The sequence below is a fragment of the Caballeronia sp. INDeC2 genome (assembly GCF_023631325.1).
Classification (GTDB): Bacteria; Pseudomonadota; Gammaproteobacteria; order Burkholderiales; family Burkholderiaceae; genus Caballeronia.
The window spans coordinates 1-18259 of sequence record NZ_JALQDG010000029.1; the positions used below are offsets into that span (position 1 = coordinate 1).

General features: G+C 60.7%; 19 protein-coding genes and 1 tRNA gene. 5 read left to right on the plus strand and 15 right to left on the minus strand.

Annotation, left to right across the window (positions count from 1 at the left end):
• The first annotated feature begins 489 nt into the window (after positions 1-489).
• Positions 490-566, plus strand: a tRNA-Val gene (locus NCS28_RS17995).
• 93 nt (positions 567-659) lie between these two features.
• On the opposite strand, the gene NCS28_RS18000 is transcribed toward NCS28_RS17995, so the two are convergent.
• Complete coding sequence (locus NCS28_RS18000) at positions 660-878, minus strand: hypothetical protein (protein ID WP_061115812.1); 219 nt, start codon at positions 876-878, stop codon at positions 660-662.
• Positions 879-1036: 158 nt separating this feature from the next.
• Between NCS28_RS18000 and NCS28_RS18005 the strand changes: the two genes are divergently transcribed.
• Positions 1037-1528: a deaminase gene (locus NCS28_RS18005; protein ID WP_250515123.1), complete on the plus strand. Its 492-nt coding sequence runs from the start codon at positions 1037-1039 to the stop codon at positions 1526-1528.
• Here the strand turns inward: NCS28_RS18005 and NCS28_RS18010 are convergent.
• From NCS28_RS18010 to NCS28_RS18075, 14 genes are all read right to left on the minus strand, one after another.
• Entirely contained in the window at positions 1519-2259 is a 741-nt protein-coding gene (locus tag NCS28_RS18010; RefSeq protein WP_250515124.1) for a DUF429 domain-containing protein, read from the minus strand. The genes NCS28_RS18005 and NCS28_RS18010 overlap by 10 nt on opposite strands.
• 27 nt (positions 2260-2286) lie before the next feature.
• A complete protein-coding gene (gene catC / locus NCS28_RS18015; RefSeq protein ID WP_250515195.1) occupies positions 2287-2577 on the minus strand; it encodes a muconolactone Delta-isomerase in 291 nt (96 codons plus the stop codon).
• 63 nt (positions 2578-2640) lie between these two features.
• Positions 2641-3549 carry a catechol 1,2-dioxygenase gene (gene catA, locus NCS28_RS18020; RefSeq protein ID WP_250515125.1) on the minus strand — a complete coding sequence of 303 codons (909 nt, stop codon included), beginning with the start codon at positions 3547-3549 and terminating at the stop codon, positions 2641-2643.
• A gap of 43 nt (positions 3550-3592) precedes the next feature.
• A complete protein-coding gene (locus NCS28_RS18025; protein WP_350029802.1) occupies positions 3593-4750 on the minus strand; it encodes a muconate/chloromuconate family cycloisomerase in 1158 nt (385 codons plus the stop codon).
• Between the two features lie 178 nt (positions 4751-4928).
• Entirely contained in the window at positions 4929-6143 is a 1215-nt protein-coding gene (locus tag NCS28_RS18030; RefSeq protein WP_250515126.1) for a porin, read from the minus strand.
• A gap of 10 nt (positions 6144-6153) precedes the next feature.
• Complete coding sequence (locus NCS28_RS18035; RefSeq protein ID WP_250515127.1) at positions 6154-7659, minus strand: aldehyde dehydrogenase family protein; 1506 nt, start codon at positions 7657-7659, stop codon at positions 6154-6156.
• Between the two features lie 11 nt (positions 7660-7670).
• Positions 7671-8135: a c-type cytochrome gene (locus tag NCS28_RS18040; RefSeq protein ID WP_250515128.1), complete on the minus strand. Its 465-nt coding sequence runs from the start codon at positions 8133-8135 to the stop codon at positions 7671-7673.
• Positions 8132-8617: a c-type cytochrome gene (locus NCS28_RS18045; RefSeq protein WP_502801205.1), complete on the minus strand. Its 486-nt coding sequence runs from the start codon at positions 8615-8617 to the stop codon at positions 8132-8134. The genes NCS28_RS18040 and NCS28_RS18045 overlap by 4 nt, the downstream gene beginning before the upstream one ends.
• On the minus strand, positions 8614-9135 hold the full coding sequence (locus NCS28_RS18050) for a methylamine dehydrogenase light chain (RefSeq protein WP_035501898.1): 522 nt from the start codon (positions 9133-9135) through the stop codon (positions 8614-8616). The genes NCS28_RS18045 and NCS28_RS18050 overlap by 4 nt, the downstream gene beginning before the upstream one ends.
• A gap of 39 nt (positions 9136-9174) precedes the next feature.
• A complete protein-coding gene (mauD, locus tag NCS28_RS18055) occupies positions 9175-9819 on the minus strand; it encodes a methylamine dehydrogenase accessory protein MauD (RefSeq protein WP_250515129.1) in 645 nt (214 codons plus the stop codon).
• The gene (locus NCS28_RS18060) at positions 9816-10373 is read right to left on the minus strand and encodes a MauE/DoxX family redox-associated membrane protein (protein WP_250515130.1); all 558 of its coding nucleotides are present in this window, start codon (positions 10371-10373) and stop codon (positions 9816-9818) included. Before NCS28_RS18060 ends, mauD begins: the two co-directional genes overlap by 4 nt.
• 9 nt (positions 10374-10382) lie before the next feature.
• The gene (locus NCS28_RS18065; protein WP_250515198.1) at positions 10383-11513 is read right to left on the minus strand and encodes an amine dehydrogenase large subunit; all 1131 of its coding nucleotides are present in this window, start codon (positions 11511-11513) and stop codon (positions 10383-10385) included.
• A 263-nt stretch (positions 11514-11776) separates the two neighbouring features.
• Positions 11777-12718 carry a helix-turn-helix domain-containing protein gene (locus NCS28_RS18070; RefSeq protein ID WP_250515131.1) on the minus strand — a complete coding sequence of 314 codons (942 nt, stop codon included), beginning with the start codon at positions 12716-12718 and terminating at the stop codon, positions 11777-11779.
• A 184-nt stretch (positions 12719-12902) separates the two neighbouring features.
• Positions 12903-14105, minus strand: coding sequence for a porin (locus NCS28_RS18075; RefSeq protein WP_250515132.1), 1203 nt, complete (start codon positions 14103-14105; stop codon positions 12903-12905).
• Positions 14106-14358: 253 nt separating this feature from the next.
• Here NCS28_RS18075 and NCS28_RS18080 point away from each other — a divergent pair, with 253 nt between their 5' ends.
• The 3 genes from NCS28_RS18080 (at position 14359) to NCS28_RS18090 (ending at position 18257) form a co-directional block, all read left to right on the plus strand.
• Entirely contained in the window at positions 14359-15666 is a 1308-nt protein-coding gene (locus NCS28_RS18080) for an MFS transporter (RefSeq protein WP_250515133.1), read from the plus strand.
• 101 nt (positions 15667-15767) lie between these two features.
• Positions 15768-17177 carry a spinster family MFS transporter gene (locus tag NCS28_RS18085; protein ID WP_250515134.1) on the plus strand — a complete coding sequence of 470 codons (1410 nt, stop codon included), beginning with the start codon at positions 15768-15770 and terminating at the stop codon, positions 17175-17177.
• Between the two features lie 111 nt (positions 17178-17288).
• Positions 17289-18257, plus strand: a complete 969-nt coding sequence (locus NCS28_RS18090) for a PDR/VanB family oxidoreductase (RefSeq protein WP_250515135.1) — start codon at positions 17289-17291, stop codon at positions 18255-18257.
• Positions 18258-18259: the final 2 nt, after the last annotated feature.

The window sequence follows — 18259 nt, forward strand, 5'->3', positions numbered from 1 at the left end:
TTCGGTGACATGGCGGACTCCCGCTGACGAACAGTCGCCAGCTTGCCACCGGTTAAAAACCCGACATCTGTAAATAGCCAGAACACGACATTAGGATAAAGCCGCAACAATGTAAAACTTCGCTAATTTATGTTATGTAAACTAACAGATCCTAACCGACAAGCGAACGAGACAGACCTGAACCGTACCACTCGATCCAGTGCAAGGAGACCCGACCCGCTCATGCCAAATGGGTCGATGGATGCCGACAAACGTCAGTCATCCATACTTTCCATCGATACTGACATCGGATTCACCTCCGATATGACCTCATGCCGCCGCCGACTCTTCGCTGCCGCGAATGTGGAAGTACGAAGCCGCCGTCCCGCCACCGGTGTGTATCAAACATTCGTCATCGTGTCGGATCAACGCCCCAAAAATCCCACTCAAAATTTTTCGCCTAAAAATCCCCACACCGCGAAACTTTCCCCTATAATTCGCGGCTTCCGTAGGCTCGTAGCTCAGCTGGTTAGAGCACCACCTTGACATGGTGGGGGTCGTTGGTTCGAGTCCAATCGAGCCTACCAACGACACTCAAGCGCACCGCGGCGATTCATATCGCCGCGGTGCGTTTTCATTTTCGCGCAGCTTTCAGCCAGCAACCGCGATTGAGCGGTGCGTCAGTCCCAGCAATTCCGGAACGCCACCGCGACGATCACCGGCACGGTGAGCACGAGCGGAATGGCGAAATACGGGATCTCCAGATGGACGATCCAGGTATAGATCAGCCATGCCACGCCGAGCGCCAGCGTGGCGATGCCGATGAGCGCCGTCAACACATTGAGCATGCGGGGCGACATCCGCTTGCGGGAGGCTTCTTTGCCCGAAGGAGTTTCCATGGCGGCGAGCGCATTCGAGCGCGAGAGTAGTACACCCCGATTTTATACCGCACTGCCCGCCGTCGTAGCTCGTTTCCAGGCTTTCTAACCGGAAAGCTATCAGTTGCATCGGACAGTCCGTTAGCATCGCAATCGTGCAGTCAAACAAGGAGGCACGGATGATCGACGATACCGATAAAAAGCACCTGATCCGCTGCATCGAACTAGCGCAGGAAGCGCTCGACGATGGCGACGAGCCCTTTGGTTCGATGCTCGTCGCGAAGGACGGGCGCGTACTTTTCGAAGACCGCAATCGCGTGAGCGGCGGCGATCAAACGCAGCACCCGGAATTCGCAATCGCGAAATGGGCCGCGCAGAACGTGCCGGAAGCCGAGCGCAAGGATGCGGTCGTGTACACATCCGGCGAGCATTGCGCGATGTGCGCGGCGGCGCATGCGTGGGTCGGGCTGGGGCGCATCGTCTATGCGGCGTCGAGCGCGCAGTTCACGCGCTGGCGTGCCGAACTCGGCGCGAAGCCAGGACGTGTGCGTCCGCCGTCGATACAGGAAGTTATCGACGACACCATCGTAGATGGTCCCGTCGACGAATTCGCCGAACGCATCAAAGCGCTTCACGTGACGCACTATCGAACGGCCGGCGCTCAGCAGTAGATCGTCATCGGAATGCCCGCCGCGTCGGTTTCGATTTCGTCGGGCAGATGAAACGCCTTACCCGACGCGATGCGGCGTGCGCTCCATAGCACGGCGAAGGCGTCGAGCACGTCGTCCCGCGACGCCTGCGCGCATTTGCGCGCGGCCAGCGCCGTATCGATTGCGCTGCCGAAGCACCGCACGAGCAACGCGTGACGCATCGCGAATCCCGACGCGTGTGCCTTGCTTTCCCGCAGGCCGTGCGCCGGTCCGCCCTGCTCCATCCGCAAATGCATGAAGCTCAACTCGGGATGCACTTCGAAGACGCGCGCCGTTGCGCTCGCGCGCGCACGCAGCACGTGATCGACCTCGGCGATCTTGCCGCGAATGTGAAAGGCTTGAATCGACATGCGCTTTCCCGATGCGGCCTGATTGATGTCGCATGCTTCGTCATAGGTCGATGCGGCCAATGCCGCACGCGTCGGCGGCGAAAACACCGAGCTTCCACGAGGACGCCCGAGCAGCTTGCGGGCGAGCGTGTCGCATGCGCGTGTGCCATCCGCAGCCAATCCGACTGGAATATCGACGGCCACGATCGCATGCGCCCGCTCCCATTCGAGCAAGTCTTCGAAGCGGCTGACGACGTTCGTCGTGATTTCGCCGCTACGCCCGCATTGCCTGACGACGAGCCATCCCGCCTTGCAGCCATCGATGCCGAAGAGGTCGATATCTACATCGCGTTCGTTGTTCATGCTGCAATCGTATCAACGATCGCAGGCTCACGCGTCGCCTTCCCGCACCGAGGACGCATGCCTGCACAGCGCCATAACTTCCATCGACATATACGGAAACAGCGGCAGACGACTCAGCACGTCATGCAGATGCGCGGGACTTTCGACATCGAAGATGCTCACGTTCGCATAGCGTCCCGCGATGCGCCATAGATGCCGCCATACGCCTTCGCGCTGCAGTCGCTGCGCCATATCCTTCTCTTGCGCCTTGAGTTCGTCCGCACGCGCGGGCGTCATGTCGTGCGGAAGATTGACCGTCATCTCGACGTGAAACAGCATGTTCGCTCCAATATTCATTCGATGCTCCGCCGTCGCCGGCAGAGCGATCACACACGAGTGCGTTCAGACCGCAGCGCGCACGCGCTCGACTTCCGTGCCCGGCACATCATCGCGCTCGCGGCACAGCGTGAAGTCGAAGTCGATGAGCGCGAAGCGCCCTTCCACACCATACGGCTTGCCTTCGGCTCCTTCGGCTTTCTTGACTTCGGGCACGAGTCCATCGCGCGTCGCGAAAGCGAAGTCGTCCCACAGATACGGATCGCCGTCGATATTGATCTGCGTCGTCAGCTTGCGATAACCCTGCGCCGACACGAAGAAGTGAATGTGCGCGGGACGATGACCATGCCGCCCGAGTTGATCGAGCAACTGCTGTGTCTTGCCGCCGGGCGGCACGCTATAACCCACCGGCACGACGCTCGTGAATGCGTATTTGCCTCCGCCATCGGTGCGAATAGAGCGGCGCAGATTGAACGCGGACTGCGACTTGTCGAAGTACGAGTAATTGCCGAGATGATTGGCGTGCCACACTTCGACCAACGCGTTCGCGAGCGGCGCGCCGTCCTTCGTCAACACGCGGCCGCGCATCACCAGCGTTTCCCCGAGGCTCGTGCCGTCGTCGAGTCGCGCATGTCCCACGGATTCCGGCGCGCCCGATACATAAAGCGGCCCTTCGATAGTGCGCGGCGTGCCGCCTTCGAGACCGGCCTTCGCTTCCATTTCGTCGAGACGCGCATCGAGGAAATGCTCGAAGCCGAGGCCCGCGGCGAGCAGGCCGAACTCACCGCTCTGTCCGGTTTCGCCGAGATAGTTCAATGCGGCCCAGAACTCGCCCGGCGTGACGTCGAGGTCTTCGATCGTATAGAAAAGATCGCGCACGATGCGGTTCACGATCCTTTTCGTGCGTGCGTTACCTTCGTTCGTGGCGCTGTCGTTGATCTTTTGCAGCAGCGCGTCGATGCTTGCTCTGTTCATTTCGATGTCTCCGTGAGTCCGTATGTGTGGGGGGCTGCGATGATCAAACCATTGCTATGAACGCGCCGCGTTTCGAATAGCGACGCAGGCGTTCGATGCGCTCCCAGTCGAGAGCGATGCCGAGTCCCGGCCCTTGCGGCAAATGCAGTGCAAAGTTCTCATAGCGCAAGGGCTCGACGAGGATGTCTTCCGTGAGTAATAGCGGCCCGAACAGCTCGGTGCCCCAGCGCAGTTCACCGAAGGTGCTGAATAGCTGCGCGGATGCGATCGTGCCGATCGCGCCTTCGAGCATCGTGCCGCCATAAAGGTCGATGTTCGCGGACCGCGCGATCGCCGCGACGCTCGCCGCGCCCGTCAGTCCACCCGATTGCGCGATCTTCACGGCGAACACATTGGCCGCGCGAGTGCTGGCAAGTGCAAAGGCGTCGGCCGGGCCATGCAGCGCTTCGTCGGCCATGATGGGCACATGGGCAAGATTCGTGAGTCGTTTGAGCCCAGCGTGATCGTTCGCGATGATCGGCTGCTCGATAAGACCGACGCCCGCATCCGCGAAACGCCTTGCGGCCCACACGGTGTCGCTCACGCTCCATGCCTGATTGACATCGACCCGCACTTCGCCGCGATCGCCGAGCGCCTGTTTGATCGCGACGACATGCGCCACGTCATCGGCGAGCGCGCGTGCGCCGATCTTCAGCTTGAACACGCGATGCCGGCGTCGCTCGAGCATCTGCTCTGCTTCGTCGATATCGCGCGCCGTATCGCCGCTCGCGAGCGTCCACGCGACATCGATGCGATCCGTCACACGCCCGCCGAATAGCTCCGACAAAGGCACGTTCAGGCGCTGCGCCTGCGCATCGAAGAGCGCGGTTTCTACCGCGCACTTCGCAAAACGGTTGCCTTGAAAAAGCTCGCGCAGCTTGGCCATCGCAGTGCCCGGGCGGCTCGCATCCATTCCTTTGAGCAAGGGCGCGAAATAGGTATCGATATTGGCCTTGATGCTTTCGGGACTTTCCTCGCCATACGCGAGTCCGCCGATCGTCGTGCCTTCGCCGCATCCGACGATGCCGTCGGTGCACGTCACGCGCACGATCACGAGCGTCTGGCAATTCATGGTCGCGACCGACAAGCGGTGCGGGCGAATCGTCGGCACATCGACGAGCATCGTTTCGATCTTCTCGATGCCGATGAAGGGGAATGACACGACTGGCGTCTCCGTTTCGTTTGACTCGCAACGAAATTAAACGACGCGCTTATATCGGTCAAATCAATCATATATGCGGATGCGCATCCATAAGATTGATTTCATCAAGCAAGGACGCAAGCGAAAAAAGCCCGGCGGGGATCATCCCGGCCGGGTGAATGCACGCCCTCGGAAATGCTTAGAAGTTGTGCCTTATGCCGAGCGTCACGGAGAGTTGTCTATCGCTGTTCGAGTTGGGCAGATTCGGAATCTGCGCGTAATTCGCGGGTCCGCCCGTCGCGGGCTCGATGCCGAGTCCTGCGCCCACCGCCTTCTGCATGATCGCGACGCCATACAACGCGGTGCGCTTTGAAAGCGCGTAATTCGCGCCGAGGTTCAACTGATGAAAGCGCGTCGATGAACCGCCATCGGGTTTCGCATTGTTATAGATATACGCGAGCCCCAGTTGCAAGAACGGCGTGACCGCATAAGTCAGATTCACTTCGCCGATATCGAACGCGATGTTGCGACCTTGCGGATCGGCGCTATCGGCGAAGTACTGGCTATGCTCCAGGCGGCTATGCGTATAGGTCAGCGCGATGGTCGCGGGTCCGATCGCATAAGATGCGCCCGCGCCATACGCCTTCAGCGCTTCCGCATTCTGCAACTGGCAATAAAGCGCCGACGGATTGGAGCACGCAAAGTCGCCGATATAGCCGTTCGTGCCGCCCAAAGCCGCATCGAGCGGATTATGCAGGTTCAGATAACCCGCGCTGATCGATACCGGCAAGCGCGTATAAGCTGCCGCGAACGAATAGCCGCGCCGTTGCCCGAAGTCGCCGGCAACACCGCCCAGACTATACGTGCCGCCTACGGAGAAACCGTTCCAGTCGGGGCTCGTGTACTTGATCGCGTTGTTGAAGTTGAATGCTTCGTTGAGGTTATCGACGTCGCCGATATGCGATCCGTAAAGCGTCGCCCATGAATTGCTCGATACGTAGGGCCCGAGGAAATCCGAATACGAATCGTATTGACGCCCGAGCGACAACGTGCCGAATTGCTCGTGTGCAAGACCCACCCAAGCCTGACGGTTGAACAGCGCCCCGCCCTGAACCAGGCTTCCGGTTCCCGTATAGAAGCTATTCTCCACGTTGAACTTCGCTTGTAAGCCGCCGCCCAGATCTTCCACGCCGAGCAGGCCGAAGCGAGAAGGCACGAGATTGCCGCCCGAGAAAGCGAAGTTATGCCCCGAGCCGACGCTGCCGTCGGCGTTGGTGACTTGCTGATTGGTAATGTAGGTCAATCCGGCATCGACGGTTCCGTATAGCGTCACGTTGCTTTGCGCCGATGCGCTCGCGCACACGGCGAGCGCGGCCGTCGAAACGAGCTGCCGCGCGATCGTTTTAGTTGTCATGCGAGCGTCCTCACGCGTAATTGATCAGCACCGACTTGGTTTCGGTGTACATGTCGATCACCGCGCGTCCGAGCTCGCGCCCGAAACCCGATTGCTTGAAGCCGCCGAAAGGCATCGCGTTATCGAGCAGCGAATGGCAATTGACCCACACCGTGCCCGCCTTGATGCGCGGCACGAGCTTGTGAATCGCCGAGAGGTTGTTCGACCAGATGCTCGCGCCGAGTCCATACGGTGTGTCGTTCGCTTTCGCGACGACGCTATCGATATCACTGAACGGCATCGCGACGAGCACCGGCCCGAAGATTTCCTCGCGCACTACTTTCATCGAATGATCCGTGTCGACGAGCACCGTCGGCTTCACGAAGAAACCCGCGCCTTCCTTGCGAGCACCACCTGCGATCGCACGCGCGCCTTCACCGCGTCCCGCTTCGATATAGCCCAGCACGCGATCCATCTGCCGCGCCGAGACGAGCGGGCCAATCTGCGTCGATGCATCGAGGCCTGGCCCCATGGGCAAAGATTGAGCGATGGCCGCCACGCGCTCCATCACGCGATCGAATACTTTCTCGTGCACATAGACGCGCGAACCCGCGGTACACACTTGTCCCGAGTTGAAGAAGATCGCATTGGCGACGCCTTCCGCCGCCTTGTCGATATCGACATCCGGCAACACGATCACCGGCGACTTGCCGCCAAGTTCGAGCGACATGCGCGTCATGTTGTCGAGGGCCGCGTGACCGATTGCCTTGCCGGTCGGCGTCGAACCCGTGAACGCGATCTTGTCGATGCCGGGATGACGCGCGAGCGCTGCGCCCGCCGTGCGGCCGAGGCCCGTGACCACATTCACGACGCCCTTTTCAATGCCCGCTTCTTCGATCAGCATTGCGAGCCGAAGTGCGGACAGCGGCGTGTCTTCCGCGGGTTTCAGCACGACGGTGCAACCCGTCGCGAGCGCGGGCGCCAGCTTCCACGAGGCCATCAGCAAAGGGAAATTCCACGGAATGATCGCGCCGACGACACCCACCGCTTCCTTGCGCGTATAGCCGAAGAAATCATTCGACGGGCTATACGGAATCGATGCTTCGAGCGTGCTGCCTTCGATCTTCGTCGCCCATCCGGCCATATAGCGAAAGCATTGCGCGGCCATCGACACATCGAGTCCAAGCGCCACCGTCACCGGCTTGCCGTTGTCGAGCGATTCGATTTCCGCAAGCTCGCGTGCATTCGCTTCGATCAGATCGGCGACGCGCAACAACAGTCGTTCGCGGTCGGTCGGCTTCATGCGCGACCACGCGGAGTCGTCGAATGCGCGGCGTGCGGCAAGCACCGCGCGATCCACATCGGTTTCGTCGGCGCTCGGCACGCGTGCGAGCAGTTCGCCGTCGGCTGGATCGATCACGTCGAGCGTCGCGCCGCTTGCGCTGTTCACCCATGCGCCGTCGATCAACATTTTCTTCGCCGATGCGATGAATGCGCGCGTCGAATCGAGCATCGCGTGATGCTGGCTGTTATTCATCAGGTTGTCTCCTAGTAATGTTCGGGGACGGCGTCGACGCCGTTCTCCTGCAATTCCTTCACGAGCTTCATGCGCGTGCGCGCAACATCGGTGAGCGCGGGGCGCCGATGCGCAGCGATTTCTTCCGCCGTATAAGGCTTGAACGACGCAGGCCGCGATTGCTCGTTCATCGTCGCGAGCAACCAGTTCAGGACGTTCGCGAGTTTCGCATCGCTCAACGCGGAATTGGCCGCGCCCGGCACGCGCATTACGAACCGACGGCCCTCGGGCAACGAGACGAAATGACCGAGCGAGTTACGCAACGCGGGCACTTTGCCGGGGATGCCGGAGCCATCGGCGGTGTGACATCCCATGCAATTGAGCACCCAGTCCTGACGCGCGCGCGCCGCATCGTATGCCTGCGCCTGTGCCTGCAATGCCGCCGGCATGACGAGCGCGGCCGCAATCGCAGCGGCGAGGACCGCGCGCAGCTTCATAGCCCGAGGCCCTTTACGACAGCTTCGCGATGCTGATGCACGGCGGTCTGATCGAGCGGCCCCGCGCGCCATGCCTTCACCTCGGCGACATCGAAGGGCTTGGCCGAACCATGCTGCGCGTTCAGATCGAACACGACGTAGTTGAGCACGTCGGCGATCTCTTCATCGGAGAGAGATGCGAAACTCGGCATCTTGAAGTTGTAGTTCTTCTCCTTGACCTTGATCGGGCCGAACATGCCATATAGCACGGTATGCCCTAATTGCGCGCGGCCATCGGGCGCGCCTGCATATTTGCCGGGATATTCGACGAGCGGCGGCGCGAGCCCGTCCATGCCCTTGCCGCCCGCCTGATGGCAGACGGCGCACTTGCCGTCGAATGTCGATTTGCCGCCGGGATAATGCACCGTTTGCGCGAACGCCTGAGATGCAAGACCCATCGCGCCGACTGCGAGCGCGGCCGTCAAAACGCGTGCCGTCTTCATTGCGTTGCCGCTCCCAACAGTACAGATACCGAGCAGTGGTAATTCGAATTGCCGTTCGCCATGCACCAGTTGATATCGTTATTGAGCGATAACTTGTAAAGCGGCTTCTCGCGTTCATTGCGATTGCAGAAGCAACGTCCGCAACTCGTCTTGCCGCAGCAGTCGTTGTACGACACGATGTAGTCCGAGCCATCGTGCGGATTGCGGCATGTGCCGATCCACGTGATCGGCGAAGGGGTCGTGCCAGGCGGACAACTGCTCGAGGTGCCGCCGCAGCAACTGCAAAGCCAGCCGTCGATCGCGCAATACTTCCAGTAGTCGCAGCTCGTCGGATCGTCGCTCGCCGATGCGCCCGGCTTCTTCGGCTCCGTCGCATACGCGGTGCGATCCACCGGCAATAGCGGCACCATCGCCGATCCGACCAGAACCTTGCCGAGCTTCGCCATTGCACTGCGCCGCGAGCTGCGCTGCGCGACGCCGCGCGCCTTATGTTCGAAGAATGAATCCAGCCATTTCATGGACGCTCACCTGTAGGAATGAATGATTTATCGGCGTCTTCAGGCGTGCTGCCCGACTTGACCTTCATGTTCGTGATGGGCGTGATCGCCGTGCTTGCCGTGCACGAATTCCTGCAGCGAAGCGACACCGCGTTCCTTCGCTTCGAACAGGCTTTCCAGATGCTCACGCGTATTCACCAGGCCCTTCGCACGGACCTTGCCTTCTTCATCGAGCAATACGGCATAAGGGAGCTTGCCGATCTGGTAAGAAAGGCCCAGTTCCTGAGACAGCACATACGGGTATTGCGAAAGACCCGCCTTGCGATAGAACGCGGCGTGCTCTTCGAATTCGCCATCGCTTGCGAGCACGATGTCGGTTGCGCCTTCGCGCGCCTGGATCGACGGCAGCAAGGGCAGCAGCTTCTTGCACACGGGGCATGTCGGCGAGAGGAAGAAGACCAGCGTGTTGCGCTTCGAGTTCGACAAGCCGCCGACCTTCACCGCGCGGCCCGCGATATCGCCCAGTTCGAACACCGGCGCGATGGCGCCGACTGCCGGGCCCTTGTCGATCATGAGTGCGCCCGCGGGCATCATGCGTTCATAGAGAATGCCGACTTGGCGAACGAGTGCGAGACAGATCGCGCCGAGCGCGAGCAAAGCGGCCCACGACAGTGCGGCCGAAATCATCAGGGCGGTTTGCATCATGAATTCCTCAGAGAATCGAGCTTGGGAAGATTGACGAGCAGCACATCGAGCGTGAACCACGCGGCGACGGCGAAAAGCGTGCAGGCGCCTGCGCTCAGATAGTCGAACCACATGAGCGCGCGTGCAGTCGCGGGTACGAGTGCGACGGCTGCGAGCGCTGCGAGCATCAAGGCGCGCGCGACGTGCCACCAGCCGATCGACTTCGGCGCGCGTTCCGTTGCGCGTGCGGCGATGAAGCCCGAGCAGCCGCAATCGATATCGGTATGACCACGCAACACGTTGACGGCGAGCGCCGCGCCGAATAGCGTGAACAACGCGATCAGCACGATGGCGCTGAGCGCGCGCGTATCGGCGAACAGCAAGCCGATCGCGCTCGCGACTTCGAGCACCGGAAACGTGAACGACAAAGGCGTCAGCGCAAACGACGGCAGCAACGCGAACGCTTCGAGCGACGTGCGAAAGCGCGACGGCTCGCGCCACTTCGGCGCCGCGCTCGCAAGCGCGATGATCGTAGTGGACGCGATGCACACCATGAGAATGACGGGATCGATCATCGCGTCACCTTACGGGTTGAGCAGCAACGTCGACGTCGTGCCGAGCTGCTTCTCGACGTGCTGACGCTTGCCCGTCGTCGCATCCATCACCACGAGATCGGAGGTCGGCGTGAGGCCGTAGAAGAGCGGCTTGTCGTCGGTGCTGACCTGTATTGCAAGCAGCGGATCGATCTTCTGCTTCGCAAGATCCCAGCGCGCGACGCGCTTCTTGCTCTCGGTGTCGTAGACCCAGATCTCCGTGCCCGGGTCCTTGTGCGAGCCGTCCGCGCCCTTGTGCATGGCGACGTAAAGGCGATGGCTTGCGGTGTTCAGCGCAGTCTGCTGCAAGCCGCCCGGACGCCAGCCTGCCTTGCGTTCCTGATCGCTCAGCAAGGACCACGATGCGCCGAATACCGGCGCATCGCCCGAGAAGTCGGCGGTGCGCACATTGCCGTGGAAGGTCGTGAACACATACTTGTTGCCGTCGTGCACGGCGTTGACGAAGGCAGGATCGTGATCGACGTCCATGAACGCATCGGACAGCTTCCGGCTCGCTTCCTTACCCGTGGCATCGAGCTTGACCGTGAGCGCCTTGCCGCTTTCGCACAGCGCCGAGAATCGGTCATTGCCGCTCGGATAGGCGAGCACGCAGCCATCCGTATCGATCTCGCCGAGCACTTTCTTCGCGGCCGTATCGATCACCGTGACCGACGTCGACGGCGTGATGTTCGACACATACAAGCGGCTGCCGTCTTCCGAAAGAATCGTGAGATAAGGCGTCGGCACCGTTTGGCCGTGCTTGGCCGGAATCACGATTTCACCGGTCACATCGAGCGTCGTGTTATCGATGATCTCGACAACATCGGTACGCGCGCCGTGGCTGCCACGCGCGAAATACGTGGTCGCGACATAGCTCGTCTTGTGATCGGGCGAGATCGTGAACCCCGGCGCGAAGCCGGCATCGATCTCGCCGACGAAACGTTTCGTGTCGCCATCGAAGACATGAACGCGCGCATCGGTCATGCTTGCGAACGATACATCCGTCACGAACACGCGATGCGGGCCATAAGGCGGCACTTTCGCTACCGTGAGTTCTTCCGGCTTTTCGGCCGCGCCCGCGTGCAATTGACACGCAAGCAATCCATAGAACAAGGCCCCCATCGCGGTGGCCAACCGTCTCAGCTTCATCTGTGCTCCTCCTCGTTTATCGTCGAATTGACTCTAAAGATGACAATAAAAAAGAGCACTTCGGAACCGGCAGCGCGTGCGTGCCGAAATGGAGCATTCGAAAGGGAGCCGACAGAGACGCGCGCGTTGGGCGTGATCAATCCGCTTAAAAAGCCGGATCGGGAAAAGAAAATGCCGATAGCAAACCGCGGCAATGCGGCTTGCTATCGGCGTGACGGGATTATGCTGCGCCTGAGTTAGCGGGCCCGCGGGGTTTGCGAGGGAAGTTCGCCGAACAGGCTTTTGTAATCGCTCGCGAAGTGGCCGAGATTGGAAAATCCCCAGCGCATTGCGGCTTCGCGCACCGGCACTTCGCTTTGCGATGTCGTCGTCAGGAGCCGTCTCACTTGCGCAAGACGCACCGCTCGCAGATAACTTACCGGATTCATCTGTGTGACCGATTGGAAGCTGTTTTGAATCGTGCGCCGGCTCACGCGCAGCTTTTCGCACAGATCCAGTACTGAAATCGGCTGTTCGGGACGCGCGAGCACCAAGTCATGAGCGCGTCGCACTACATCGGCACGGCACGCATACGTGAGGCGGTCCTCGCGAGTCGGCACATGAAATGTGAGCAGATCCAGAATGCTTTCCGTCACGGTGTGCGTGAAACGATGCGCGCCATCGCCCGAAGAAAACGGATCGGGGCTTGCCAGCACCGCCTCGACCGCGGCGATGATGCGCTTGCCCGCACGCGCCCCGGCTGCGCTCGGAATGCTCAGCACGTGACGGTTGAGAATCTCGTCCTGGATATCCACGCCGGCCGCATCTGCCGCAGACGCGAGCACGCTCGTATCGACGGCAACGCCAAGCATCGACATGTCGGGCGGCGAATGCAGCAGGAATTCCTTGTCGCCAGTTGCGACGACGAGCGCGTTCTCGTCGACACGCACGCCCTGAAACGAGAACGGTGCGCCGCCGCCGAGCACCAGTCCGAACGTGACGAATCCCGCCGGCAATTGGCCGCGCTGGACGATGCGAACGTTCGCGGATTCCTGAAAGACCTGCACGCCTGCCACCGAAACCTGCTTCACCGTGCTGCGAAATGCGCCGTCGCCCACCTGGTCATAACGTTGGTCCCAACCTGTCAGCGCATGCGCGTGGCGGTCGGCGTCCTCAAAGGTTTCGTAATTGGCGTACATGCCCTCCTCCTGCTGCTCGCGTCGGCATCGATGCGACTGCTTATATGTTTTCGATTTTTTGGCGTCAAGCTTTTTGATTCTTCTCGTGTGTCGCCCGTTGCGCAATGCTAGGAATGCACGATTGAAAAACGGGCGCGCGCATGCGTAGGCAAACGCGCGCTCGTGCATACTTCAGAGATTACTTTTAGAACTTGTGCCGGATGCCAACGCGCACGGTGCTTTGACGATCGCTCGTCGATGGTGTGAGGTTATTGATCGCCGCGACCGCAGTCGCCCCGGTCGAATCCGTACCCGACGCTTGCTGATAGACGCCGATCAGATACACATCCGTTCTCTTCGAAAGGAAATAGTCGGCGCCAATCGATCCCTGATAATACTTTGCGCCCGTATTCGTGCCGCTCGCCGAATCGACCTCGCCGCCCTTCGTGTAGTCGAACGCAACGCCCAGCAACAGCGCAGGCGTCGCCTGATATTTGAAATTGACTTCGACATTATTGAAAGTCGCATTGCCGCTATAGCCACGCGGATTCGGTCCGGACGCGACGCTATCGCCGAGATGCCTGAATTGCACGTTCGAATACGTCGCGCCGACCGTGGCCGCGCCGAATGCATAGGCGGCGCCCGTTGCGATCACCTGATACGTTCGCGCCGATGCGTAGCCGCTATACACAGGCGATGAAATGAAGTTCGCGCTTGCCGTCGGCGGTGTGCTCGCGCCGTTGTCGCCGAAGAAGCCGACGTTCGGATTGCGCGCATTCAGATAGCCGACACCGAGCGTGAGCGGCCCGTTGGCATAACCCGCGCCGAGCGACCATACCTGATTGCGCGATACGTCGCCCGCGATGCCACCGAAGCTATACACACCGCCGAACGTAAAGCCGCCGTAATTCCGGCTCGCATACTTGATTGCGTTGTTCACACGATAGGCGTTGTTGATGTTGTCGAGATCGCCCGGATGCGCGGCGAGATAACCGCCCCATTGCGTGCCGGCCTCGAACGGTCCGACATAATCGACCACCGAATCGTATTGACGCCCGAAGAGCACCGAGCCATACGCGCTCGACAAACCCACATACGCTTGACGTCCGAACATCAAGCCTTGCGTGCTGCCGCGATTCTTCTGCGCGAGCGCGCCGTTATTCAGGTCGAATCCGTTCTCGATCACGAACAGCGCAGCGAGACCGCCGCCGAGATCTTCCTTGCCGCGCAGACCCCAGCGACTTGCCTGCATGACACCGCTCGACATGTTGTAAAGGTTATGGCCACCGGAATTCGAGGTCCAGTTGAAGCCGTCATCGACGACGCCGTACATCGTGACCGAGCTTTGCGCGTGTGCCACGCTCGCGACCGCCAGCAATGCGAGCGATGCGCCCGAGGTGAGTTTCATTCTTCTATGTCCTCTGTGGAATCGTTGGGGATGGATTGCGTGGACCGAAGTCTGCGTTCACCCATTCGGCGCGGCAAATCAGTCAAAAGCACACCCGCCGATAAAGCGCGCTGATGCGGTTTGAAATTTGCCTCACTGATAACCGAGTCCCTTTTCGGCGAATTTGACGCGGATATCTGTCGCATCGACACTGCCTGCCAAGCGAAGCCTTTAGAAAGCCTCGACGCCCCACTCATTCCCCAAGCGAGCCCCTATGTCATCCGTTCACTCCTCGACTTCCGCGGACCGACCCGCTGCAACGCAGGACCGCGCGCTTAGCCGGATCGTCGTCGCTTCCGTCGCGGGCAATGCGATGGAGTGGTACGACTTCTTCGTCTACGGCACTGCGGCCGCGCTCGTGTTCGGCCAGTTGTTCTTTCCCGCGAATGCCGATCCGCTCGTCGGCACGCTCGGCGCGTTCGCCGCATTCGCGATGGGCTTCGTCGCGCGGCCGCTCGGCGGCATCGTATTCGGGCATATCGGCGATCGATATGGCCGGCGCGCGTCGCTCGTATGGACGCTGCTCATCATGGGCTTCGCGACCTTCGGCATCGGCTTGTTGCCCACTTATGATCATGTGGGGCTATGGGCGCCCGCCGCGCTCGTCGCACTACGATTGCTGCAGGGCGTCGCTTCGGGCGGCGAATGGGGCGGCGGCGTATTGATGATCAGCGAGAGCGCACCGCCCGAAAAGCGCGGCTATTACGCGGCGTGGAGCCAGCTCGGCGTGGGCGGCGGCTTCGTGCTTTCTTCCGGCGCATTTCTCGCGGTGCAGGCATTGCCTCACGACCAGTTCATTTCATGGGGCTGGCGTCTGCCATTTCTCGCGAGCATTCTGATCTTCGCGCTCGGCGTCTATATCCGCCATAACCTGCCCGAGAGCCGTGACTTCGAAAATGCGGATCGCGCGGGCAAGACTTCTCATATGCCGGTTATCGAAGTGATCAAGCGCCATCCGAAGGAAATACTGATGGCGATGGGATTACGTGTTGCGGAAAACGGCGGTGCGTATATCTTTCTCGCTTTCTCACTCGTCTATGGCAAATACGCGGGCATCGATAGCTCGACGATGCTCACCGGCGTGACGATCGCGATGGTCGTCGAAATGGCGGCGATGCTTTTGTGGGGCAAGCTCTCGGATCGCATCGGCCGCAAGCCGGTGTACATGATCGGCGCGGTGTCGCTCGCAGTCATGGCGTTCCCCTTCTTCTGGCTGCTCAATACGCATTCGACGCCGCTGATCTGGCTCGCGCTCGTGCTCGGCACGGCGGTATGTCACGGCGCGATGATCGGCACGCTGCCCTCGCTCGTTGGCGAGCTCTTCAGCACCGAAGTGCGCTACTCGGGCGTCGCGCTGGGCCATGAAGTCGCGTCGATCTTCGCGGGCGGACTTTCGCCGCTCATCGCGACGGCGCTGCTCGCGCGCTATCACGCGTTTTGGCCGGTCTCGGTCTTTCTCATCGCGCTCGCCCTCGTCACGGTCGTCACGTTGAAGTACACGCGCGAGACGCGTGCCAGCTAAAGCACGCTTTTTCCCCATTCATTCGATTCCCATTCGCGCGGGCGCACGTCCGCGCGATGCTTGGGGCACGTCCATAGATCAGCAATCATCGGAGACACACGATGCATACCCCAATCACCATGAAGCCAAGCGGCAAGCGCTATACATACGAGTGGTATGTCGTCGTGATCTGCATGCTGGCGTATGTTTTCTCGTTCATCGACCGCCAGGTGCTCGCGCTTATGATCGAGCCGATCAAACGCGACCTGCATCTCACCGACACGCAATTCAGCCTCTTGCATGGATTCGCGTTCTCGCTTTTCTACGCGGTGATGGGCATGCCGATCGCATATCTCGCCGACCGTTTCGCGCGCCCGCGCATTATCGCGGCGGGCATCGCACTGTGGAGCGTCGCGACTGCGGCATGCGGGCTGAGTCAAAGCTTCGTGCATATGTTCGCTTCGCGCATGAGTGTTGGCGTGGGCGAAGCCGCGCTCTCGCCCGGAACCTATTCGATGATCGCGGATTACTTTCCCAAAGAGAAGATCGGCCGCGCGATCGGCATTTATTCGCTCGGCTCGTTCATCGGCGGCGGCATTGCGTTTCTCGTCGGCGGATATGTGATTGCGTTGCTCAAGCACGCGAGCGTGTTCACGTTGCCGATCATCGGCGAAATGCGTGCGTGGCAGTTGACGTTCTTTATCGTCGGATTGCCGGGTCTGCTCGTCGCATTCGTTTTCATGTTGACGGTGCGCGATCCAGCGCGCAAAGGGCTCGCGCAAGACGGCGCGGGCAAGGTCAAACGCGTTGCAATGGGCGATGCGCTGCGCTTCATCGCGAGCCATCGCAAGACGTTCTTCTGCCATTACATCGGCTTCTCGTTCTATGCGATGGCCCTCTATTGCCTGATGGGATGGACGCCCGCGTTCTATATGCGCCGCTTTGGTCTTACGCCTGTCCAAACGGGTTATATGCTCGGCGTCGTGATGCTCGTCGCCAATACGACGGGCGTGTTCTGCGGCGGCTGGCTCAACGACTGGCTGCTGCGCCGTGGCCGCAGCGATGCGCCCATGCGCGCGGCATGGATCGGCGCGGCATGCATGCTCGTTCCGGCTATCGCGTTCACGCAGACGGCGGGCCTCAATGCATCGCTCGCTTGGCTCGTCGTCGCGATGTTCTTCGCGTCGTTCCCGCTACCGACCTCCGCCGCCGCCATGCAGGCGCTCGCGCCCAATCAGATGCGGGCGCAGATCTCGGCGATGTTCCTGCTCGTGTCGAATCTGATCGGCCTGGGTCTCGGGACGACGCTCGTCGCGCTCATCACCGACAAGGTGTTCGGCTCGCCACTGGCGGTCGGCAATTCAATGGCCATCATCAACGCCGTGGCGATCGTGCTGGCTATCGTGTTGCTCCATGTCGGATGCAAACAATATCGAGCGAGTCTCAGGCGTGAAGCGCGTGAAGCCCGCGTCACGCTCGACGTGGAGAACGCTACCGATAACTTGGCGTCGGGCGTCACTAGGACAGCATGAAGATATCCGCCAAATTGATGTGACTGGTATTTTTCAATCTATTTTGCTTATTCAGACAGGGGCGCTACGCTCGATGCATCGTCCCCTTCAACACATCGGATAGGCACCATCATGCAAGCTCAAACCTTCAAAGTTCGCGTCGACGCGTTGCGCGAAGAAGCCCACGGTGTGCGGTCGTTCAGCGTTTCGCGCCTCGACGGCCTGCCCTTCGATGCATATGAGCCCGGCGCCCATATCGACGTGACGGGTCCATCCGGCATCACGCGCCAATACTCGCTGTGCGGCGACCCGGCTTGCCGCGACTCGCATGTCTTCGCGGTGAAGAAGGAAGAACAATCACGCGGCGGCTCGCGTTCGCTGCATGACGAAGTCGCCATCGGCAGCGAGTTGTCCATCGGCGCGCCGCGCAATTTGTTCCGCCTCGAAGCGAGCGCGAGCGAGCATATCCTGATCGGCGCGGGCATCGGCATTACGCCTCTGCTGTCGATGGCGTATCGTCTCGTCGCAATCGATGCGCCCTTCACGCTGCATTATTTCGCGCGCAGCGGCACGCATGCGGCATTTCTGTCGCTGCTCGCGCGTGCGCCGTTCGACCGGCACGTCGAACTGCATTTCGGTATCGAACGCGACGTTCTGGCTAATGAACTCGATAGCTGTCTGCGCGACGCCGACAAGCATGCGCACGTCTATACGTGCGGCCCCGCTCCGTTCATGGAAATCGTGGTCGATACGGCGCAAAAACGCCTGCCCGCCGACGCCATTCATCTCGAACGCTTCAAGGCCGAGCCGCAAGCCCCGGCGAACGAATCGCTCGATAGCTTCGATGTTCAGCTTGCGAGCACCGGGCAAACCGTGCGCGTCGATGCGTCCACGTCCATCGTCGATGCGCTTGCTTCGATCGGCATCGAAGTCGATACGTCCTGTGGAGAAGGCGTCTGCGGCACCTGCATGGTCGATGTCGTGAGCGGCGAGCCCGAGCATCGCGATCATTGTCTGAGCAAGGCGGAGCGCGCGAGCAACAGCGTCATCTGCTGCTGCGTGTCCCGTTCGCGCTCGCCGGTGCTCGTGCTCGACCTCTGAAC